This is a genomic window from Virgisporangium aliadipatigenens (genome assembly GCF_016863615.1).
Lineage (GTDB): Bacteria > Actinomycetota > Actinomycetes > Mycobacteriales > Micromonosporaceae > Virgisporangium > Virgisporangium aliadipatigenens.
In genome coordinates this window covers 54991-70016 of sequence record NZ_BOPF01000044.1, presented here as the reverse complement: position 1 = coordinate 70016, position 15026 = coordinate 54991, and the positions used below count along the sequence as shown (strand labels likewise).

Genomic DNA, 15026 nt, shown 5'->3' with positions numbered 1-15026 from the left:
TACCTTTCGGCGATCCGCTTACACTTCACCCATGTCCGGCAGCCATCCGGGCGCACCGGTGCCGTCGGGGGTACCAGGGCCGGTGCGACGTATCACCGCCCGATTCGTGCTGCGGGGGCTGGACGGACTCCGCCGGTTGGTGCTGCGCGCCACCGGTGCCGCCGCGACGGCCGGCCGCGAGGACTTCACCGAGGCGGAGCTGCGTGACCTGGTCGCGGCCAACACCGTGCTCGACGGCGAGGAACGCCGCCTGATCGACGAGGTGCTCGCCGCCGGCACCCACTACGTGCGCGAACTGATGGTGCCGCGCACCGAGGTGGTGTTCCTCGACGCGAGGCTCTCCCTGGAGGAGGCCCTGACGCTGGTGCGCGGCGCGCGACATTCACGCTTTCCGGTGACGGACGGCAGCCACGACGACGTCGTCGGGTTCGTGCACCTGCGCGACCTGCTGCTGCGCCCCGCCGGCGACCCGTGCGTGCACGTCGGCGACCTGGCCCGGGAGATCAAGCGCCTGCCCGGCAGCAAACGCGTCCTGCCCGCCCTGTCCGAGATGCGCCGGGAACGCCATCACCTCGCCGTCGTCATGGACGAGTACGGCGGGACGGCCGGCATCGTGACGCTCGAGGATCTCCTCGAGGAACTGGTCGGCGAGATCCACGACGAGTACGACGCCGCGCCGGAGCCCGTTCCGGCGGCGGGGGCCGTGGAGGTCGACGGGCTGCTCAACCTCTCCGACTTCGCCGAACGGGTGGGCCTCGCGCTGCCGGCCGGACCCTACGAGACGGTCGCCGGGTTCCTCATGGCGCGGCTGGGCAAGGTGCCGGTCACGGGAGACGAGGTGCGGCTGGACGGGTGGCTGCTCACGGTGCGCGCGCTCGACGGCCGCCGGGTCTCCCGCGTGGCGCTCACCCGCCCGGCGCGTTGAGGCCGCCGGTGCGCCTCAGCCGCCGCCCGGGGGGACCACCGCGGGGCGCGGCAGCGGGGTCCACGTGTGCGCGTCGCGGGACATCGCCGGCGGATCACTGATCGACACGTACCCGTCGGAGACGGCGACTATCGGGCCGCCGGGGCCGTTCGTGGAGTGGTACGTGCGGCCGCCGTCGCTGCTCTCCGCGTAGACGGCGCCCGGCGAGTCGGCGAGCCACACCAGGATCGACCCGTCGGTGCGCAGCACCGCCCCGAACGGCTTGTTCGTCGCGTCGAACCCGGCGCTGAGCCTCGGCAGCGCCGACGCCGTTCCGATCGACTCCCAGGTGCGGCCGCCGTCCGTGGTGCGTTGCTGCTGCAGCCCCGCCGCCGTGCGCACGAACAGGTAAGCGGTCTGCCCGTCGGTCGTCGTCAGCACCGGGTCGCCGATGCCGGGGCGCACCCCGAGCAGCCGGACCGTCCAGGTCGTGCCCTGGTCGTGGCTGGTCGCGACGGCCAGTTCGCCGGTGCCGGGGTCGGTGCCGGTGATCCACCAGCCGGCGCCGTCCGGCACGGAGCCCACGACGTCCATGGCGGAAAGGGTGGGCGGCGTGGCGAGCGATACCACCCGGTCGTCGTTCTGCCGCACGTAGTACGGCAGGCCGTGGCGCTGCAACTGCACCAGGCGGTCACCCGGACGGGGCCCGGTCGGGTCCGAGTACTCCGGCTCGATCGCGTAGCCGCCGCTGTTCAGGCTGATCCGCCGGTAGACCCGCCGCCCGTCGGCGCCGACGGCCGAGAGCATCACCGCGCTCGGCGACAGCACCTGCAGGTCCACCTCGCGCAGTTGCTCCGTCGGGTCGCGGCGCACCTCGTCGTAGGCGACCGGGTGGCGCATCTCCTGCGCGCTCGTCCCGACCGGAACGACCTGCAGGCTGCACACCGCGTTGCCGTCGGCCGGGCGGCAGGAGTCCATCGCGGCCCACAGGCTGCCGACCTTCAGCCCCGCGACGGCGTACACCGTCGTCACGATCGGCGACTCCGGGGTCTGCGTCGCCTGGGGGACGTGCTCCAGCGGCGAGGGGCCGCGGCGCGGCGCGCTGTCCAGCCCCGCCAGGCCGGCCGGCACCAGCACCGCCACGGCCAGCGCCGCGACGACGCCGCGCGCGGTCCGGTCGCGGCGCCGGGTGCGCCGGCTACGCCGGTCGATCGCGCTGAACTCGGGTAGCCGGGTGGTGCTCTCGACCTCCGCGCGCAGTCCCGCGAAGTCGAGTTCAGGCATGGTGGCTCCCCGGTTCGGGCTCCGGTGCGGGGACACCCGTGCGGGTGGGCTGCGCCGGCACGGGCCGGTGCGCGGGCGGCGCGGGGGTCTCCACCGAACGGTCGCCGAGCAGGGTCGCCAGCATGGCCCGTCCGCGCGACAGCCGTGCTTTGACCGTTCCCACGGGAACTCCCAGAGTCTCGGCGACCTCATGGACCGAGAGATCGGCGAGATGGTGCAACACGATGGTCTCGCGCGTGGCGCGGGACAGCTGCTGTAACGCGGTCACCAGCGCGACCCGATCGGGATCGAGCCCCGGCACGGTGTCCGGCGGCCGGTTGACCCGTCCGGTGCGCACCAGGGTGTCGAAGAGCTTGCGCCGCCGGAACCGGGTCCGGGCGAGGTTGATCGCCACGGTGCGCAGCCACGCCTCGGGGTCGGCCACGTCGAGGAACTGCTTCGAGCGCGCCAGCGCGCGGGCATACGCCTCCTGCACGAGGTCCTGCGCCTCGGAGTAGTCGCCGGTGAGCCCGTACAGCGCGGCGACGAGGCGCCGGTAGTAGGCGGAGTAGGCGGCGCGAACCGCCTCACGGGCCTCCAGTTCCTCGCCAGTCCCCACAGCTGCATCCAATCCGTCGCGGGCCTCGCATGGAAGACCTCCGAACGGACCGCTCGGTTGCCCGCGACCCGCGTACGGGGGGTGCGGCGTTCCGGGCGGGCGGCTGACACAATGACCTCCATGTCCGACGCTCGACCCCGCGTGTTGTCCGGCATCCAGCCGACGGCTGACTCGTTCCATCTCGGCAACTACCTGGGGGCCGTGCGCAACTGGGTGTCGCTTCAGGAGACGCACGACGCGTTCTACTGCGTCGTCGACCTGCACGCGATCACTGCCGGCCACGACCCGAAGATGCTGCGGGCGCGTACCCGTAACGGGGTGGCGCAGCTGCTCGGCCTGGGGCTGGACCCCGAGCGCTGCACGCTTTTCGTGCAGAGCCACGTGCCCGAGCACGCCCAGCTCGCCTGGATCATGAACTGCCTCACCGGCATGGGCGAGGCGAGCCGGATGACGCAGTTCAAGGACAAGTCGTCGAAGCAGGGTGCCGAGCGCGCCACGGTCGGCCTGTTCACGTACCCGATCCTGCAGGCGGCCGACATTCTGCTGTACCAGGCGGACGCCGTCCCCGTGGGCGAGGACCAGCGGCAGCACCTCGAGCTGACCCGGGATCTGGCGCAGCGGTTCAACAGCACGTTCGGGAAGACGTTCACGCTGCCGGCGCCGTACATCCCCAAGGCCGCCGCGAAGATCACCGATCTGCAGGAGCCGACCGCGAAGATGTCCAAGTCGGCCTCGACGCCCAACGGGCTGATCGAGCTGATGGAGGACCCCAAGCGGATCGCCAAGAAGATCCGCAGCGCCGTCACCGACACCGGGCGGGACATCGTCTTCGACCAGGAGAACAAGCCCGGCGTCGCCAACCTGCTGACGATCCTGGCCGCGTTCACCGACCGTTCCGTCGAGGAGATCGTGCCCGGTTACGAGGGCAAGGGCTACGGCGACCTGAAGAAGGACGTCGCCGACGCCGTGATCGCGTTCGCCGAGCCGATGCAGCAGCGCGTGAAGCTCTTCCAGGACGACCCGGCGCAGCTCGACAAGCTGCTGAGCACCGGCGCGGAGAAGGCCCGTTCGGTCGCCTCCGTCACGCTTGCCCGCGCCTACGACCGCGTCGGCTTCCTGCCACCCGCCGCCGGTGGGGCCGGCTGACCCCCGCCGCCGGGTTTTCGGGACGGGGGATCGGGGGACAGAGGACTGTGAAGAGGCGGGCGTGCGGACGACGATCGGGATCGCGGTGGACATCCCTGAACCGTGGGGCGGGCAGCTCACGCGGGCGCGGGCACAGACGGGTGACCCGGCCGCGGCACACGTTCCTGCCCATGTGACGGTGCTCGGTCCGACCGAGATCGACGTCGTCGACCTGCCGGCCGTCGAGGCGCACCTGTCCGAGGTGGCGGCCGCGCACGAGCCGTTCACGCTGCACCTGCGGGGGACGGGCACGTTCCGGCCGCGCAGCGAGGTGGTGTTCGTCAACGTCGCCGGCGGCGTCGCCGACTTCGAACGGCTCTGGGCCGCCGTGCGGGAGCTGGACGCGGTGCGCCGGGAGCTGAAGTTTCCGTATCACCCGCACGTGACCGTCGGGCAGGAGGTGCCGACCGGGGCGCTCGACGCGGTCTTCGAGGAACTGGCCGGATTCGAGGCGAAGTTCCAGGTCAACGGGTTCACGCTGTTCGAGCACGGTGCGGAGGGGCGATGGCGCCCGCAACGCGAGTACCGCCTCGGTGACGGTCCCGCGCCGCCGCCGTCGTCGCACCGACGTCGTGCGTGATGGCCTACTACGACCGGCTCGAACACGCCGTGGTCAAGCGCGCCCGCGCGGCTCGCGACCGCTGGCCGGTCGTCGATCACCTCTGGCGTAGCTACGACCGGTTCGACGGCGTCTACGGCACCCGCCTCGCGGCCGCGAACGCCTACTACGCGTTCTTCGCCGCGTTCGCGCTGGGCGTGCTGACGTTCGCGGTCGTCGGGTGGGCCATCCCGGGCGGGGCCGACAACGCGGGGCTGCGCGCGGTGCAGGACTACCTGTCGACCAACCTGCCGCAGCTGGAGGCGCAGTCGCTGACCAACGCCAGCAAGAGCGTCGGGGTGCTGGCCGTGATCGGCCTGATCATCGCCGGGGTCGCCTGGGTGGAGACACTGCGTTCGTCGCAGCGCGCGATCTGGTGCCTCGAACAGGAGCCCGGCCATCCGGTGCTGCGCTGGCTGCTGGACCTGTCCGTGCTGGCCGGGCTCGGCGTGCTGCTGCTGGCGTCGCTGGCCGTCTCGAGCGGCATCATCGGCGTGCTGCAGCGGCTTACCAAGGAGGCCGGCGACTTCCTGCCCGAACAGGCCACCGCCGGCGCGCTGGACTGGACGGACACGCTGCTCGGCGCCGCGATCGACCTGGTGCTCGCCTCCGCCGTGCTGGCCGGGGTGCCGCGGCTGCGCATGACGTTTCGGCGGCTGATCCCGTCGGCGCTGCTGGTCGTGGTCGGGTTCGGCGTGATGAAGGTGATCGGGCGCTGGTTCATCTCGCGCACCCAGCACAACCCGGCGTACGAGAACTTCGCCGCCGCGGCCGCCGCCGTCGGGCTGCTGCTCTTCATGTACCTGGTGCACCACGTGATCCTGTTCGCCGCGGCGCTGGCCGCCACGTCCGTGCACGGTAGGGTGCTGGATCTCGCCACCCGGCCGGCCGTCGAAGTCGACTGCGGTACCGACGCCGAGGCGGCGCGTAATCCCCATCTGATCCGACTGCAGAAGGAATGATGTTCCGCGTGGGAACTCTCGTGACCTTGGACCTGCCGGACGACGCCCCGGCGCTCAACCTGCCGTGGATCATCACGTTCGGCCCGCTGGACGACGACGAGGTCTGGGAGCCGGTGGTCTGCGGCCCGTACGAACGGGCGCACGCGCTGGCGCTGGCCGAGGCCGTCGTCGCCGACGAGGACCTTATGGCGGTCGTGGAGCCGCTGCAGCCGGCCGTCACCGTCGACCAGATCAAGGGCGAGATCGCCGCCAACCGGCTCGCCGCCGACGAGGCCGAGGACGATCTCACGGAGGACGACGACCACGACCACGATCACGAGGACGATTCGGTCCCGCCCTCCGAGCCGCCTACGCCGGAAGAGTTGCGTGAGGGATTCGCCCGCATCGGCGCGAAGCTCGCCGAAGGGCTTTCCGCTTAGTGCTTCAAGTGCTTCAAGTGCTTCAAGTGCTTCAAGTGCTTCAAGTGCTTTAGGTGCTTCCTTGCGACGGTTCGCCGTGGTGCGGACCGTCGCTCCCGCCGAGCCCGCTGCGCTCCACATCGGGGCGGCTGCGCGCCCCGATGCTCCGGCTCCGCTTGCCAGGTCCGCGGTCAGTCCCCAAGGGTCCAGGCCGCGGTCTCCGTGGCGATCACCGTGTTGCCGGTCGGCTCCACGCGACCGCCGCTCACGTCGACCGTGCAGGTGAGCCCTCCGGGACGGCGGAAGCGGAGCACGCCCTCCTCGGACGGGAGCCACTCCATCGTGTGCGGGGCCGACCGCAGGTGCTTTTTTCGTGCCGCAATGGTCTGGCGGTAGAAGGTCAGCATCGACGTGGGGTCCTGGTGTTGGGCCGCCACGCTCAGGCCGGCCCACTCCTTCGGCTGCGGTAGCCAGGACGCCCCCGGGCCGAAGCCGTACGGGGGCTCGGTGCCTTCCCAGGGGATGGGGACGCGGCAGCCGTCGCGGCCGGGTTCGGCGCCGCCGGAACGGGTCCAGATCGGGTCGCGGCGCGCGTCGTCGGGCAGGTCGGTCACCTCGGGCAGGCCCAGTTCCTCGCCCTGGTAGACGTACGCGGCGCCGGGCAGCGCCAGCATGAGCAGCAGCGCGGCGCGGGCGGCTTCGGCCCCGCCGTAGCGGGTCAGGTGGCGCACCCGGTCGTGGTTGGACATGACCCAGGTGGGCGGTGCGCCGACGGCCCGCATCGACGCCACCGAACGCTCGATCACCGCCCGCAGCGCCGGTGCCGACCAGGGCGCGTCCAGGTAGTCGAAGTTGAACGCCTGGTGCAGCTCGCCCGGCGACACGTAGCGCGCGAGGCGTTCCGGGGTGGCGGCCCAGACCTCGGCGACGGCGATGCGCTCCCCGGGGAACCCGTCCAGGATCTTGCGCCAGGAACGGTGGATCTCGAGCACCTCGTCCTGGTCGAAGTAGGGCAGCGGCAGGCTGTTGCGCAACGCCATCTGGTACGGGTGGCCGGCGTCCGGCAGCCCGAACGCCTTCGCCATCCCGTGCGCCACGTCGATCCGGAAGCCGTCCACCCCGCGTTCCAGCCAGAACCGCAGAGTGTCCGCGAAGTGGTCGTGCACCTCGGGGTTGTCCCAGTTGAGGTCCGGCTGCGCCGGGTCGAACAGGTGCAGGTACCACTGGCCGTCGGCGACGCGGGTCCAGGCGGGGCCGCCGAAGACGGACTCCCAGTCGTTCGGCCGGTCGCGGAAGTGGTACCGCGCCCGGGCCGCCGAACCGGGTGGGCTCGCCAGCGCCTCACGGAACCACGGGTGCGCGCTGGAGGAGTGGTTCGGCACGATGTCGACGATCACGCGCAGCCGCAGCTCGTGCGCGCGGGCGAGCATCGCGTCGAAGTCGGCGAGGGTGCCGAACATCGGGTCGACGTCGCGGTAGTCGGAGACGTCGTACCCGCCGTCGACCATCGGCGAGCGGTAGAACGGCGACAGCCACACGGCGTCGGCGCCCAGGTCGGCGATGTGCGGGAGGCGTTCGCGGAGGCCGGCCAGGTCACCCACGCCGTCGCCGTCGGAGTCGGCGAAGCTGCGCGGGTAGACCTGGTACACGATCGCGTTGCGCCACCATTCATCACCCATGGTGACGACGTTAGTCGGTCGACGATTCCCGCAGGGCGCTCACGAACCAGCCCCACAGATGCGTCTGCGGCGGGAACGCCGGCCAGCCGTTGATGGTGCCGAGCAGCTGCCAGTACCGCTCGGCCTTCGGCTCGTAGGCGAGTTCGACCGAGGGCAGCAACCGGCGGCGGTACTCGGGGGTGTCCGGCGTGCCGGCCGCCTCCGCGAAGATGCCGATCAGGTCGTCGACCACCGGTGCGGCCGCCGGCGAGTCGGGCGCGATGCCGGCGTCGAGCGCCTCCTGCACGCGGGCGAAGATCTTCTCGGAGAAGGCCCTGGCGTCGGGGCCGCTGACGGCGGCGGCCGGGTCGTCGTCCCGGGTCGGGAGGAAGCTGCGCCGGCTCATCTCCCGCAACCGCGCGCGGAACGCCTCGTCGCGCATCAGCTCGGCCAGTTCCAGCCAGGCGTCGAGCTGCTCCTCGGTCGGGTCGTCGGGCAGCTCGGGCGTGGCCCCGCGCATCATCCTCGTGAAGTCGTTGTCGATCGGGCCCTCGCCGAGGTCGAAGATGCTGTTGAGGAAGTCGTCGAGGTGCCTTCGGCGTTCCTCGGCCGTGGCCTGGGCGATGCGGTTCATCCGGTCCACCTCTTCCGGGGTGGTGTCGCCCTCGGCGAGTGCGCGCAGCGCGGCGCGCTGCACCCGCAGCAGGCGGATCTGGGCGGCGAGCGCCTCCGCGTGGGCCCGCGCCACGGCGCGCAGGTCGACCTGCCGGTCCAGGACCCGTCGGATGGTGGCCAGGTCGAGGCCGAGATCGCGCAGCGTCCGCACGAACTCCAGCCGGACCAGCGCCGCCTGGTCGTAGCGCCGGTACCCGGACGCCGTGCGCGACACCTCCGGCACCAGGCCCTCGTCGGAGTAGTACCGGATGGTCTTCACCGACAGCCCGGTGCGACGGGCCAGCTCGCCGATGTTCATGCCGACGATCGTGCGGTCTCCCGTGAGGGGAGAGTCAAGGTCGCGCGCAGCCCCGCCTTGTAGGTCTCCAGGTCGGGGCCGCCGGTCAGGAGCCGCACGATGCCGTAGCCGATGATCGACGAACCGAGCACCGCCCCGACGCCCTCCGGGTCGGCGTGCGGCGGCAGGTCGCCGCGTTCGACGGCGTGCCGGGCGATGGCGACGTAGTTGGCGAGGATGCCGGAGTAGATGACGCGCGTCAGTTCGGCGAGCGCGGGGTCGCGCATGGCCTCCGACCACAGCTGAACGGCGAGGCGGAGCTGGCCGTCGTCGTCGGAGTTCTCGTCGACGATGCCGGCGGCGAGCACCATCGCGTCGACCAGCGACAGGTCGCGGGCCTTGACGAACTGCGCCAGCCGGTCGGAGACCTGGGCGGCGGTGTCCTCGGCGATGCCGATGATGAGCGCGGTCTTGCTGGGGAAGTACCGGTAGATCGCGCCGACCGAGAGTCCGGCCTCGGCGATCACCTCCTGCATGGAGGTCGCGTGGAACCCGTTGCGCACGAAACACACCCGCGCGGCGTCGAGAATCTGCTGGCGGCGGGCGGCGAGGTGCTCGTCGGACACGCGTGGCATAACGGAAACCGTAGAACGAACGCCCCGCCGTGAACCGGCGTTCGGGGACGATTCGGCGCCTGCGGCATACTCTGCGCCGTGGAAGCCCTTCGGTTGATCCTCCGTTACGCCCACCTCATCGGCTTCGGCCTGTTGCTCGGTGGCGCGATCGCGCAGTACGTCTCCGGGAAGCTGCGCATCAACCCCGCGATGCTGTGGGGCGCGGTCATTCAGGTGGTGACGGGCCTGATCCTCGCCGCGCCGTGGCCGGACCGGGACGCCCAGCCGTCGCCCGCGAAGCTCGCGGTCAAGCTTGTGCTGGCAATATTGATTTTCGTGATGGTGTTCTTCTCGCGCCGTCGCGAACAGGTCGCCAAGGGCCATTTCCTGGCGACGCTCGGCATGGTTCTGGTCACCGGCGCCGTCGCCACCCTGTGGACCTGAGAGCCCACGTCACGCTCCGGTAACGCGGATCTCCCAACCTCGCAGCAAACATCGGATCTGCTCTGCGTGCGGCGTACGCTGCGGTCCGTTGGGTCACCGCAACCAGGCGGTGCTTTGGGGAAGGAGGTCATCTTGCGCCAAGCGCGTGGGATGCAGCTGCTCGCGGTGGCCAGTGCCGCGGTTCTGTTACTCGGGGTCTCCGCCTGTGGTGGTGGCGACGACGACTCCGGGACCGGGGACGGCAAGACCAAGGTCAAGGTCGGGCTGGCGTTCGACATCGGCGGGCGCGGCGACAAGTCCTTCAACGATGCCGCCGCGGCAGGGCTCGACAAGGCGAAGCAGGAGCTTGACGTCGAGGTGAAGGACCTCGCCGCCAACGCCACCGAATCGGAGAACGACAAGTACGAGCGGCTGAAGCTGCTGTGCACGTCGGGATACAACCCGGTCATCGCGGTCGGGTTCGTGTACGCCGGCGCCGACCCCGCGACCGGCCCCGTGGCCAAGGCCGCGAAGGAGTGCCCGGACACCAAGTTCGCGATCATCGACTCGGTCGTCCCGGGCAGCAACGTGGCGAGCCTGGTCTTCGCGGAGGAGCAGGGCTCCTTCCTGGTCGGCGCGGCCGCCGCGCTGAAGACGACCAGCGGCACGGTCGGGTTCGTCGGCGGCTGCGACACGCCGCTGATCAAGAAGTTCGAGGCCGGCTTCAAGGCGGGTGCCGCGGCTGCCAAGGCGGGCACGAAGGTGCTCGCGCAGTACATCTCGACGCCGGCCGACAAGTGCTCCGGGTTCAACGACCCGGCCAAGGGCCAGACCGTCGCCGAGGGCATGTACGACCAGGGCGCCGACATCGTGTACCAGGCGGCCGGCGGCTCGGGCTCCGGCGTGTTCAAGGCCGCGAAGGCCAAGGGCAAGCTGGCCATCGGGGTCGACTCGGACCAGTACAACACCGCTGACGCCGCGGTCAAGGACGTGATCATCACGTCGATGCTCAAGCGCGTGGACGTCGCCGTGTACGACTTCGTCAAGAGCGTCTCGAACAACACGTTCGCCGCGGGCACGCTGACGTTCGACCTGAAGAAGGAAGGCGTCGGCTACTCCACCAGCGGCGGCAAGGTCGACGACATCAAGCCGAAGCTGGACGAGTACAAGCAGCAGATCATCGACGGCAAGGTGACGGTGCCGACGGCGCCGACGTCATAGTCGTTCCGCATCACATAGGGTCGCGGCGGCGAGGGGTCATCCCCCTCGCCGCCGCACCGCTTGACATACAAAGTCGTGTTCCGACCACCAGGAGCGATAGATGGCCGCCGAACCCCCCGCAGCCGTCGAACTGTCCGGCATCACCAAACGTTTCCCCGGCGTCGTCGCCAACTCCGACATCCACATCACGGTCGGACGGGGCACGATCCACGCGATCGTCGGGGAGAACGGCGCCGGCAAATCGACGCTGATGAAGATCCTGTACGGGATGTACCGCCCCGACGAGGGCGAGATCCGGATCAACGGCTCGGCGGTGCGCTTCACCTCCCCGCAGCAGGCCATCGGCGCGGGGATCGGCATGGTGCACCAGCACTTCATGCTCGCCGACAATCTGACCGTTCAAGAGAATGTCGTCCTCGGCGCGGAGAAGCTGTACGGGATCGGCGGGAAGGCGACGGCGAAGATCCGGGAGATCTCCCGCCAGTACGGCCTGGAGGTCGACCCCGAGGCCCTGGTCGAGGAACTGGGCGTCGGCGACCGCCAGCGCGTCGAGATCATCAAGGTGCTCTACCGCGGCGCGAAGATCCTGATCCTCGACGAGCCCACGGCCGTGCTGGTCCCGCAGGAGGTCGACGAACTCTTCGGCAACCTGCGTCAGCTCACCGCCGAGGGGCTGACCATCATCTTCATCTCGCACAAGCTGCACGAGGTCCTGTCGGTCGCCGACGCCATCACGGTGATCCGGCGCGGCACCACGGTCGCCTCGGTGCTGCCCGCCGACGTGACCGCCCGCGAGCTGGCCACCCTCATGGTCGGCAGCGAACTGCCCAGCCCGGAGACGCGCGAGTCGACCGTGACGACCACGCCGGCCCTGACCGTGCGCGGGCTGACCGTGCTGTCGGCGGCCGGCCGCACGCTCATCGACGGCGTGGACCTGACCATCCACAAGGGCGAGGTGCTCGGCATCGCCGGCGTCGAGGGCAACGGCCAGGCCGAACTGGTCGAAGCGATCATGGGCATGCGCCCCGCCGCCGGCACCGTCGAACTGGCCGGCGACGAGATCACCGCCTGGTCCACGCGCAAGCGGCGTGAGGCCGGGCTCGGCTACGTTCCCGAGGATCGGCACCGGCACGGTCTCCTGCTGGAGGCGCCGCTCTGGGAGAACCGCATGCTCGGCCACCAGACCGAGTCCCCGAACTCCGGACGCGGCCTGCTCACGACGGGCGCGGCGCGCAAGGACACCGAACGCATCGTCGAGCAGTACGACGTCCGCACGCCCGGGATCGAGGTCGCCGCGCACGCCCTCTCCGGCGGCAACCAGCAGAAGCTGATCGTCGGCCGGGAGATGAGCCACGCGCCGAAGGTGCTGATCGCGGCGCACCCCACGCGGGGTGTGGACGTGGGCGCGCAGGCCGCCATCTGGGACCACATCCGGCAGGCCCGCCACGACGGCCTGGGCGTGCTGCTGATCAGCGCCGACCTGGACGAACTGATCGGCCTCTCGGACACGCTGCGGGTGATCTACCGCGGGAAGCTGGTCGCCGACGCCGATCCGGCGACGGTCACGCCCGAGCAGTTGGGCCTGGCGATGACGGGCGCCGCGGAACAGCCCTCACCGGCGGTGGAGCGCATCTCGGCCGCCGTCGAGGAACTCAAGAAGGAAGCGCCGAAGGGGGAGCAGGCATGAGCGCGCGGCGGGGTGGCGCGACGCCGCCTGGACTGAGGAGCGGAGGGAGCGTAGCTACCGGAGCGACGAGGGAAGGCGGCGGCGCCTGCGCCGCCCCGGCGCCTGCGCGGGGATCGTCATGAAGACCCGCTTCGACTGGGTCCGGCTGCTGCCGCCGCTGATCGCCCCGCTCGGTGCGATCCTCATCGCGCTGGTCGTGTCGTCGATCGTGCTCGCGGTCGGCGGCAAGGAGGTCTTCCCGACGTTCGAACTGATGCTGGACTACGGGTCGCAGCCCGGTTCGATCGCGGCGATGCTCGACAAGGCGACGCCGTACTACCTGTCGGCGGTGGCGGCGGCCATCGGGTTCCGGATGGGGCTGTTCAACATCGGCGTCGACGGGCAGTACCGGATCGCCGCGCTGCTCGCCGCCGCGCTCGGCGGTGCGTCGTTCATGGACGCGGTGCCGGGCGTCGTGCGGATCGTGCTCATCGTGCTGGTCGCGATGCTGGTCGGGGCCGCGTGGGCGGGACTCGCCGCGCTGCTCAAGGTGACCCGCGGGGTCAGCGAGGTGATCTCCACGATCATGCTGAACACGATCGCGGGCGGCTTCGTGGCGTTCCTGCTCACGACGGACAAGCTGGGCGTGCAGGCCGCGGGGAGCAACGCCGTCACCACACCGATCCTCCCGAAGGACGTGTGGATCTCGGACCTGCCGATCGTGTCCGGCACGAAGGACGGCGTCTTCGGCTTCATCGTCGTGGCCGCGCTCGTCGGGGTCGCGTACTGGTTCCTGCTCGGGCGCACCCGGTTCGGGTTCGACCTGCGGGCGGCCGGCGCCAACCCGTCCGCGGCCGTCGCGAGCGGGGTCGACGCCAAGCGCATGGTGATTGCGGCGATGCTGCTCTCCGGGGCGGTCGCGGGGCTGGTCGGCCTGCCGCAGCTGTTCGGGGAGCAGCACGCGTTCACGGAGAGCGTCGGCGGGCTCGGGTTCACCGGTATCGCGATCGCGCTGCTCGGGCGCAATCATCCGATCGGGATGGCGTTCGGCGCGCTGCTGTGGGGCTTCCTGGAACGTTCCGCGCAGATCCTCGACCTGGAGGGGATCCCGAAGGAGACGGTCACGATCATGCAGGGCACGGCCGTGCTCGCGGTGGTGGTCGCGTACGAGCTGACCTCGCACGTGACGAAGCGGTTGCAGCAGAAGCGGGTCGGCGAGAGTGTCGCCACCCCGGCCCCGACGGGAGTTTCAGCGTGACCGCGGACGCCATCTTGTCGAGCCAGCCGGCCGGGCCGGCCGGCGGGCCGGGGCACGACGCCCCGCCGAAGAAGCGCCGGCTGCGGCTGCCGATCGTGCTGCTGATGATCGCGGGCGGGCTGGTCGCGCTGTCGCTGGTGCGGGTCCTGACCGGCGCCGACGACCTCACCTCCAGCGGGGCGACCCGCGCGGCACTGCAGGCCGCGGTGCCGATCGGGCTCGCCGGTCTGGGTGGCCTCTGGTCGGAACGCGCCGGCGTGGTCAACATCGGCCTCGAGGGCATGATGATCTTCGGTACCTGGTTCGGCGCGTGGGGCGCGTACAACTGGGGGCCGTGGGTGGGCCTGGTCGCCGCCCTGCTCGGCGGCGCGCTCGGCGGCCTGCTGCACGCGGTGGCCACGGTGACGTTCGGGGTGGACCACATCGTCTCCGGCGTCGCGATCACCATCCTGGCGAGCGGCACCTGCCGGTACCTGTCGCAGCTGGCGTTCGAGGGAACGGAGGGCGGCGGCGTCAACCAGTCGCCGACCGTGCCGGAGCTGCCGCGGATCTCCGTTCCGGGCGTCGACGGGTTGGAGACGCTGGAGAAGCGCGGCTGGTTCCTGATCAGCGATCTCGCCGGTGTGCTGCGCGGCCTGTTCACCGAGGTGTCGGTGCTGACGGTCATCGCCGTGCTGCTGGTGCCACTGACGTTCTACATCCTGTGGCGCACGCCGTTCGGGCTGCGGCTGCGCTCCGTCGGCGAACACCCGGAGGCGGCGGAGACCCTCGGCGTCAACGTCTACCGGTACAAGTACTACGGCGTGGTGGTCTCGGGCGCGCTGGCCGGGCTCGGCGGGGCGTTCCTGTCGATGGTCGCGGCGTCCATCTACCGCGAGGGCCAGGTCAACGGTCGCGGTTACATCGGTCTCGCCGCCATGATCTTCGGGAACTGGCGACCGGGCGGCCTCGCGACGGGTTCGCTGCTGTTCGGCTACATCGACGCGGTGCAGCTGCGCCGGGGCGCGGAGTCGGTGCACGCCCTGCTGCTGCTCATCGCGGCGCTGCTGGTGCTGGTCGGCGCGTGGCAGCTGTACCGGCGCAAGTACATCGTGGGCGGGTTGGCCGTGGCGTTCGGCGTGCTGTCGGCGGTGACGTACTTCGCGACGGACCGGGTGCCGGTGCCGTTCGTGCAGTTCGCCCCGCACGTGACGACGCTCGTGGTGCTCGCCCTGGCCGCGCAGCGCCTGCGACCACCCGCGGCCGACGGCGTCCCGTACCGACGAGGCAGCTAGATCACCGGCGGATTCCGGCGGCCGTAGGATC

At 71.0% G+C, this 15026-nt stretch carries 15 protein-coding genes; 10 read left to right on the top strand and 5 right to left on the bottom strand.

Going from position 1 to position 15026, the window contains the following annotated elements; all coding sequences use genetic code 11:
• The first annotated feature begins 106 nt into the window (after positions 1-106).
• Positions 107-925 carry a hemolysin family protein gene (locus Val02_RS40065; RefSeq protein ID WP_373318024.1) on the top strand — a complete coding sequence of 273 codons (819 nt, stop codon included), beginning with the start codon at positions 107-109 and terminating at the stop codon, positions 923-925.
• A 15-nt stretch (positions 926-940) separates the two neighbouring features.
• On the opposite strand, the gene Val02_RS40060 is transcribed toward Val02_RS40065, so the two are convergent.
• Both Val02_RS40060 and Val02_RS40055 read right to left on the bottom strand, forming a co-directional pair.
• The gene (locus Val02_RS40060) at positions 941-2188 is read right to left on the bottom strand and encodes a sialidase family protein (RefSeq protein ID WP_203904559.1); all 1248 of its coding nucleotides are present in this window, start codon (positions 2186-2188) and stop codon (positions 941-943) included.
• Positions 2181-2786 (bottom strand): RNA polymerase sigma factor, encoded by a 606-nt coding sequence (locus tag Val02_RS40055; protein WP_239153698.1) that lies wholly within the window; start codon positions 2784-2786, stop codon positions 2181-2183. Before Val02_RS40055 ends, Val02_RS40060 begins: the two co-directional genes overlap by 8 nt.
• Positions 2787-2906: 120 nt before the next feature.
• On the opposite strand from Val02_RS40055, the gene trpS reads away from it, so the two are divergent.
• The 4 genes from trpS to Val02_RS40035 all read left to right on the top strand — a co-directional run bounded on the left by trpS (position 2907) and on the right by Val02_RS40035 (position 5950).
• Positions 2907-3932, top strand: a complete 1026-nt coding sequence (trpS, locus tag Val02_RS40050; protein ID WP_203904557.1) for a tryptophan--tRNA ligase — start codon at positions 2907-2909, stop codon at positions 3930-3932.
• Between the two features lie 61 nt (positions 3933-3993).
• Positions 3994-4551, top strand: coding sequence for a 2'-5' RNA ligase family protein (locus Val02_RS40045; RefSeq protein ID WP_239153697.1), 558 nt, complete (start codon positions 3994-3996; stop codon positions 4549-4551).
• The gene (locus Val02_RS40040) at positions 4551-5531 is read left to right on the top strand and encodes a YhjD/YihY/BrkB family envelope integrity protein (RefSeq protein ID WP_203904555.1); all 981 of its coding nucleotides are present in this window, start codon (positions 4551-4553) and stop codon (positions 5529-5531) included. The genes Val02_RS40045 and Val02_RS40040 overlap by 1 nt, the downstream gene beginning before the upstream one ends.
• 8 nt (positions 5532-5539) lie before the next feature.
• Positions 5540-5950, top strand: coding sequence for a hypothetical protein (locus Val02_RS40035; RefSeq protein WP_203904554.1), 411 nt, complete (start codon positions 5540-5542; stop codon positions 5948-5950).
• Positions 5951-6120: 170 nt separating this feature from the next.
• On the opposite strand, the gene Val02_RS40030 is transcribed toward Val02_RS40035, so the two are convergent.
• From Val02_RS40030 to Val02_RS40020, 3 genes are read right to left on the bottom strand one after another with little or no spacing between them, the layout of a single operon-like run.
• The gene (locus tag Val02_RS40030) at positions 6121-7608 is read right to left on the bottom strand and encodes a glycoside hydrolase family 13 protein (RefSeq protein WP_203904553.1); all 1488 of its coding nucleotides are present in this window, start codon (positions 7606-7608) and stop codon (positions 6121-6123) included.
• Between the two features lie 10 nt (positions 7609-7618).
• The gene (locus tag Val02_RS40025; RefSeq protein WP_203904552.1) at positions 7619-8560 is read right to left on the bottom strand and encodes a MerR family transcriptional regulator; all 942 of its coding nucleotides are present in this window, start codon (positions 8558-8560) and stop codon (positions 7619-7621) included.
• The gene (locus tag Val02_RS40020; protein WP_203904551.1) at positions 8557-9174 is read right to left on the bottom strand and encodes a TetR/AcrR family transcriptional regulator; all 618 of its coding nucleotides are present in this window, start codon (positions 9172-9174) and stop codon (positions 8557-8559) included. The genes Val02_RS40025 and Val02_RS40020 overlap by 4 nt, the downstream gene beginning before the upstream one ends.
• A gap of 78 nt (positions 9175-9252) precedes the next feature.
• Here Val02_RS40020 and Val02_RS40015 point away from each other — a divergent pair, with 78 nt between their 5' ends.
• The 5 genes from Val02_RS40015 to Val02_RS39995 all read left to right on the top strand — a co-directional run bounded on the left by Val02_RS40015 (position 9253) and on the right by Val02_RS39995 (position 14995).
• Positions 9253-9597, top strand: a complete 345-nt coding sequence (locus tag Val02_RS40015) for a hypothetical protein (protein ID WP_203904550.1) — start codon at positions 9253-9255, stop codon at positions 9595-9597.
• 132 nt (positions 9598-9729) lie between these two features.
• Positions 9730-10797, top strand: coding sequence for a BMP family lipoprotein (locus Val02_RS40010; protein ID WP_203904549.1), 1068 nt, complete (start codon positions 9730-9732; stop codon positions 10795-10797).
• Positions 10798-10897: 100 nt separating this feature from the next.
• The gene (locus tag Val02_RS40005; protein ID WP_203904548.1) at positions 10898-12484 is read left to right on the top strand and encodes an ABC transporter ATP-binding protein; all 1587 of its coding nucleotides are present in this window, start codon (positions 10898-10900) and stop codon (positions 12482-12484) included.
• A 118-nt stretch (positions 12485-12602) separates the two neighbouring features.
• Entirely contained in the window at positions 12603-13721 is a 1119-nt protein-coding gene (locus Val02_RS40000) for an ABC transporter permease (protein WP_203904547.1), read from the top strand.
• The gene (locus tag Val02_RS39995; RefSeq protein ID WP_239153696.1) at positions 13718-14995 is read left to right on the top strand and encodes an ABC transporter permease; all 1278 of its coding nucleotides are present in this window, start codon (positions 13718-13720) and stop codon (positions 14993-14995) included. Before Val02_RS40000 ends, Val02_RS39995 begins: the two co-directional genes overlap by 4 nt.
• Positions 14996-15026 lie beyond the last annotated feature (31 nt).

Excerpts from the sequence above, each read along its gene's own strand:
- Val02_RS40060 (WP_203904559.1), bottom strand. The coding sequence starts at position 2,188 with ATGCCTGAACTCGACTTCGCGGGACTGCGCGCGGAGGTCGAGAGCACC.
- Val02_RS40025 (WP_203904552.1), bottom strand. The coding sequence starts at position 8,560 with ATGAACATCGGCGAGCTGGCCCGTCGCACCGGGCTGTCGGTGAAGACC.
- Val02_RS40020 (WP_203904551.1), bottom strand. The coding sequence starts at position 9,174 with ATGCCACGCGTGTCCGACGAGCACCTCGCCGCCCGCCGCCAGCAGATT.
- Val02_RS40040 (WP_203904555.1), top strand. The coding sequence starts at position 4,551 with ATGGCCTACTACGACCGGCTCGAACACGCCGTGGTCAAGCGCGCCCGC.
- Val02_RS40000 (WP_203904547.1), top strand. The coding sequence starts at position 12,603 with ATGAAGACCCGCTTCGACTGGGTCCGGCTGCTGCCGCCGCTGATCGCC.
- Val02_RS40005 (WP_203904548.1), top strand. The coding sequence starts at position 10,898 with ATGGCCGCCGAACCCCCCGCAGCCGTCGAACTGTCCGGCATCACCAAA.
- trpS (WP_203904557.1), top strand. The coding sequence starts at position 2,907 with ATGTCCGACGCTCGACCCCGCGTGTTGTCCGGCATCCAGCCGACGGCT.
- Val02_RS40030 (WP_203904553.1), bottom strand. The coding sequence starts at position 7,608 with ATGGGTGATGAATGGTGGCGCAACGCGATCGTGTACCAGGTCTACCCG.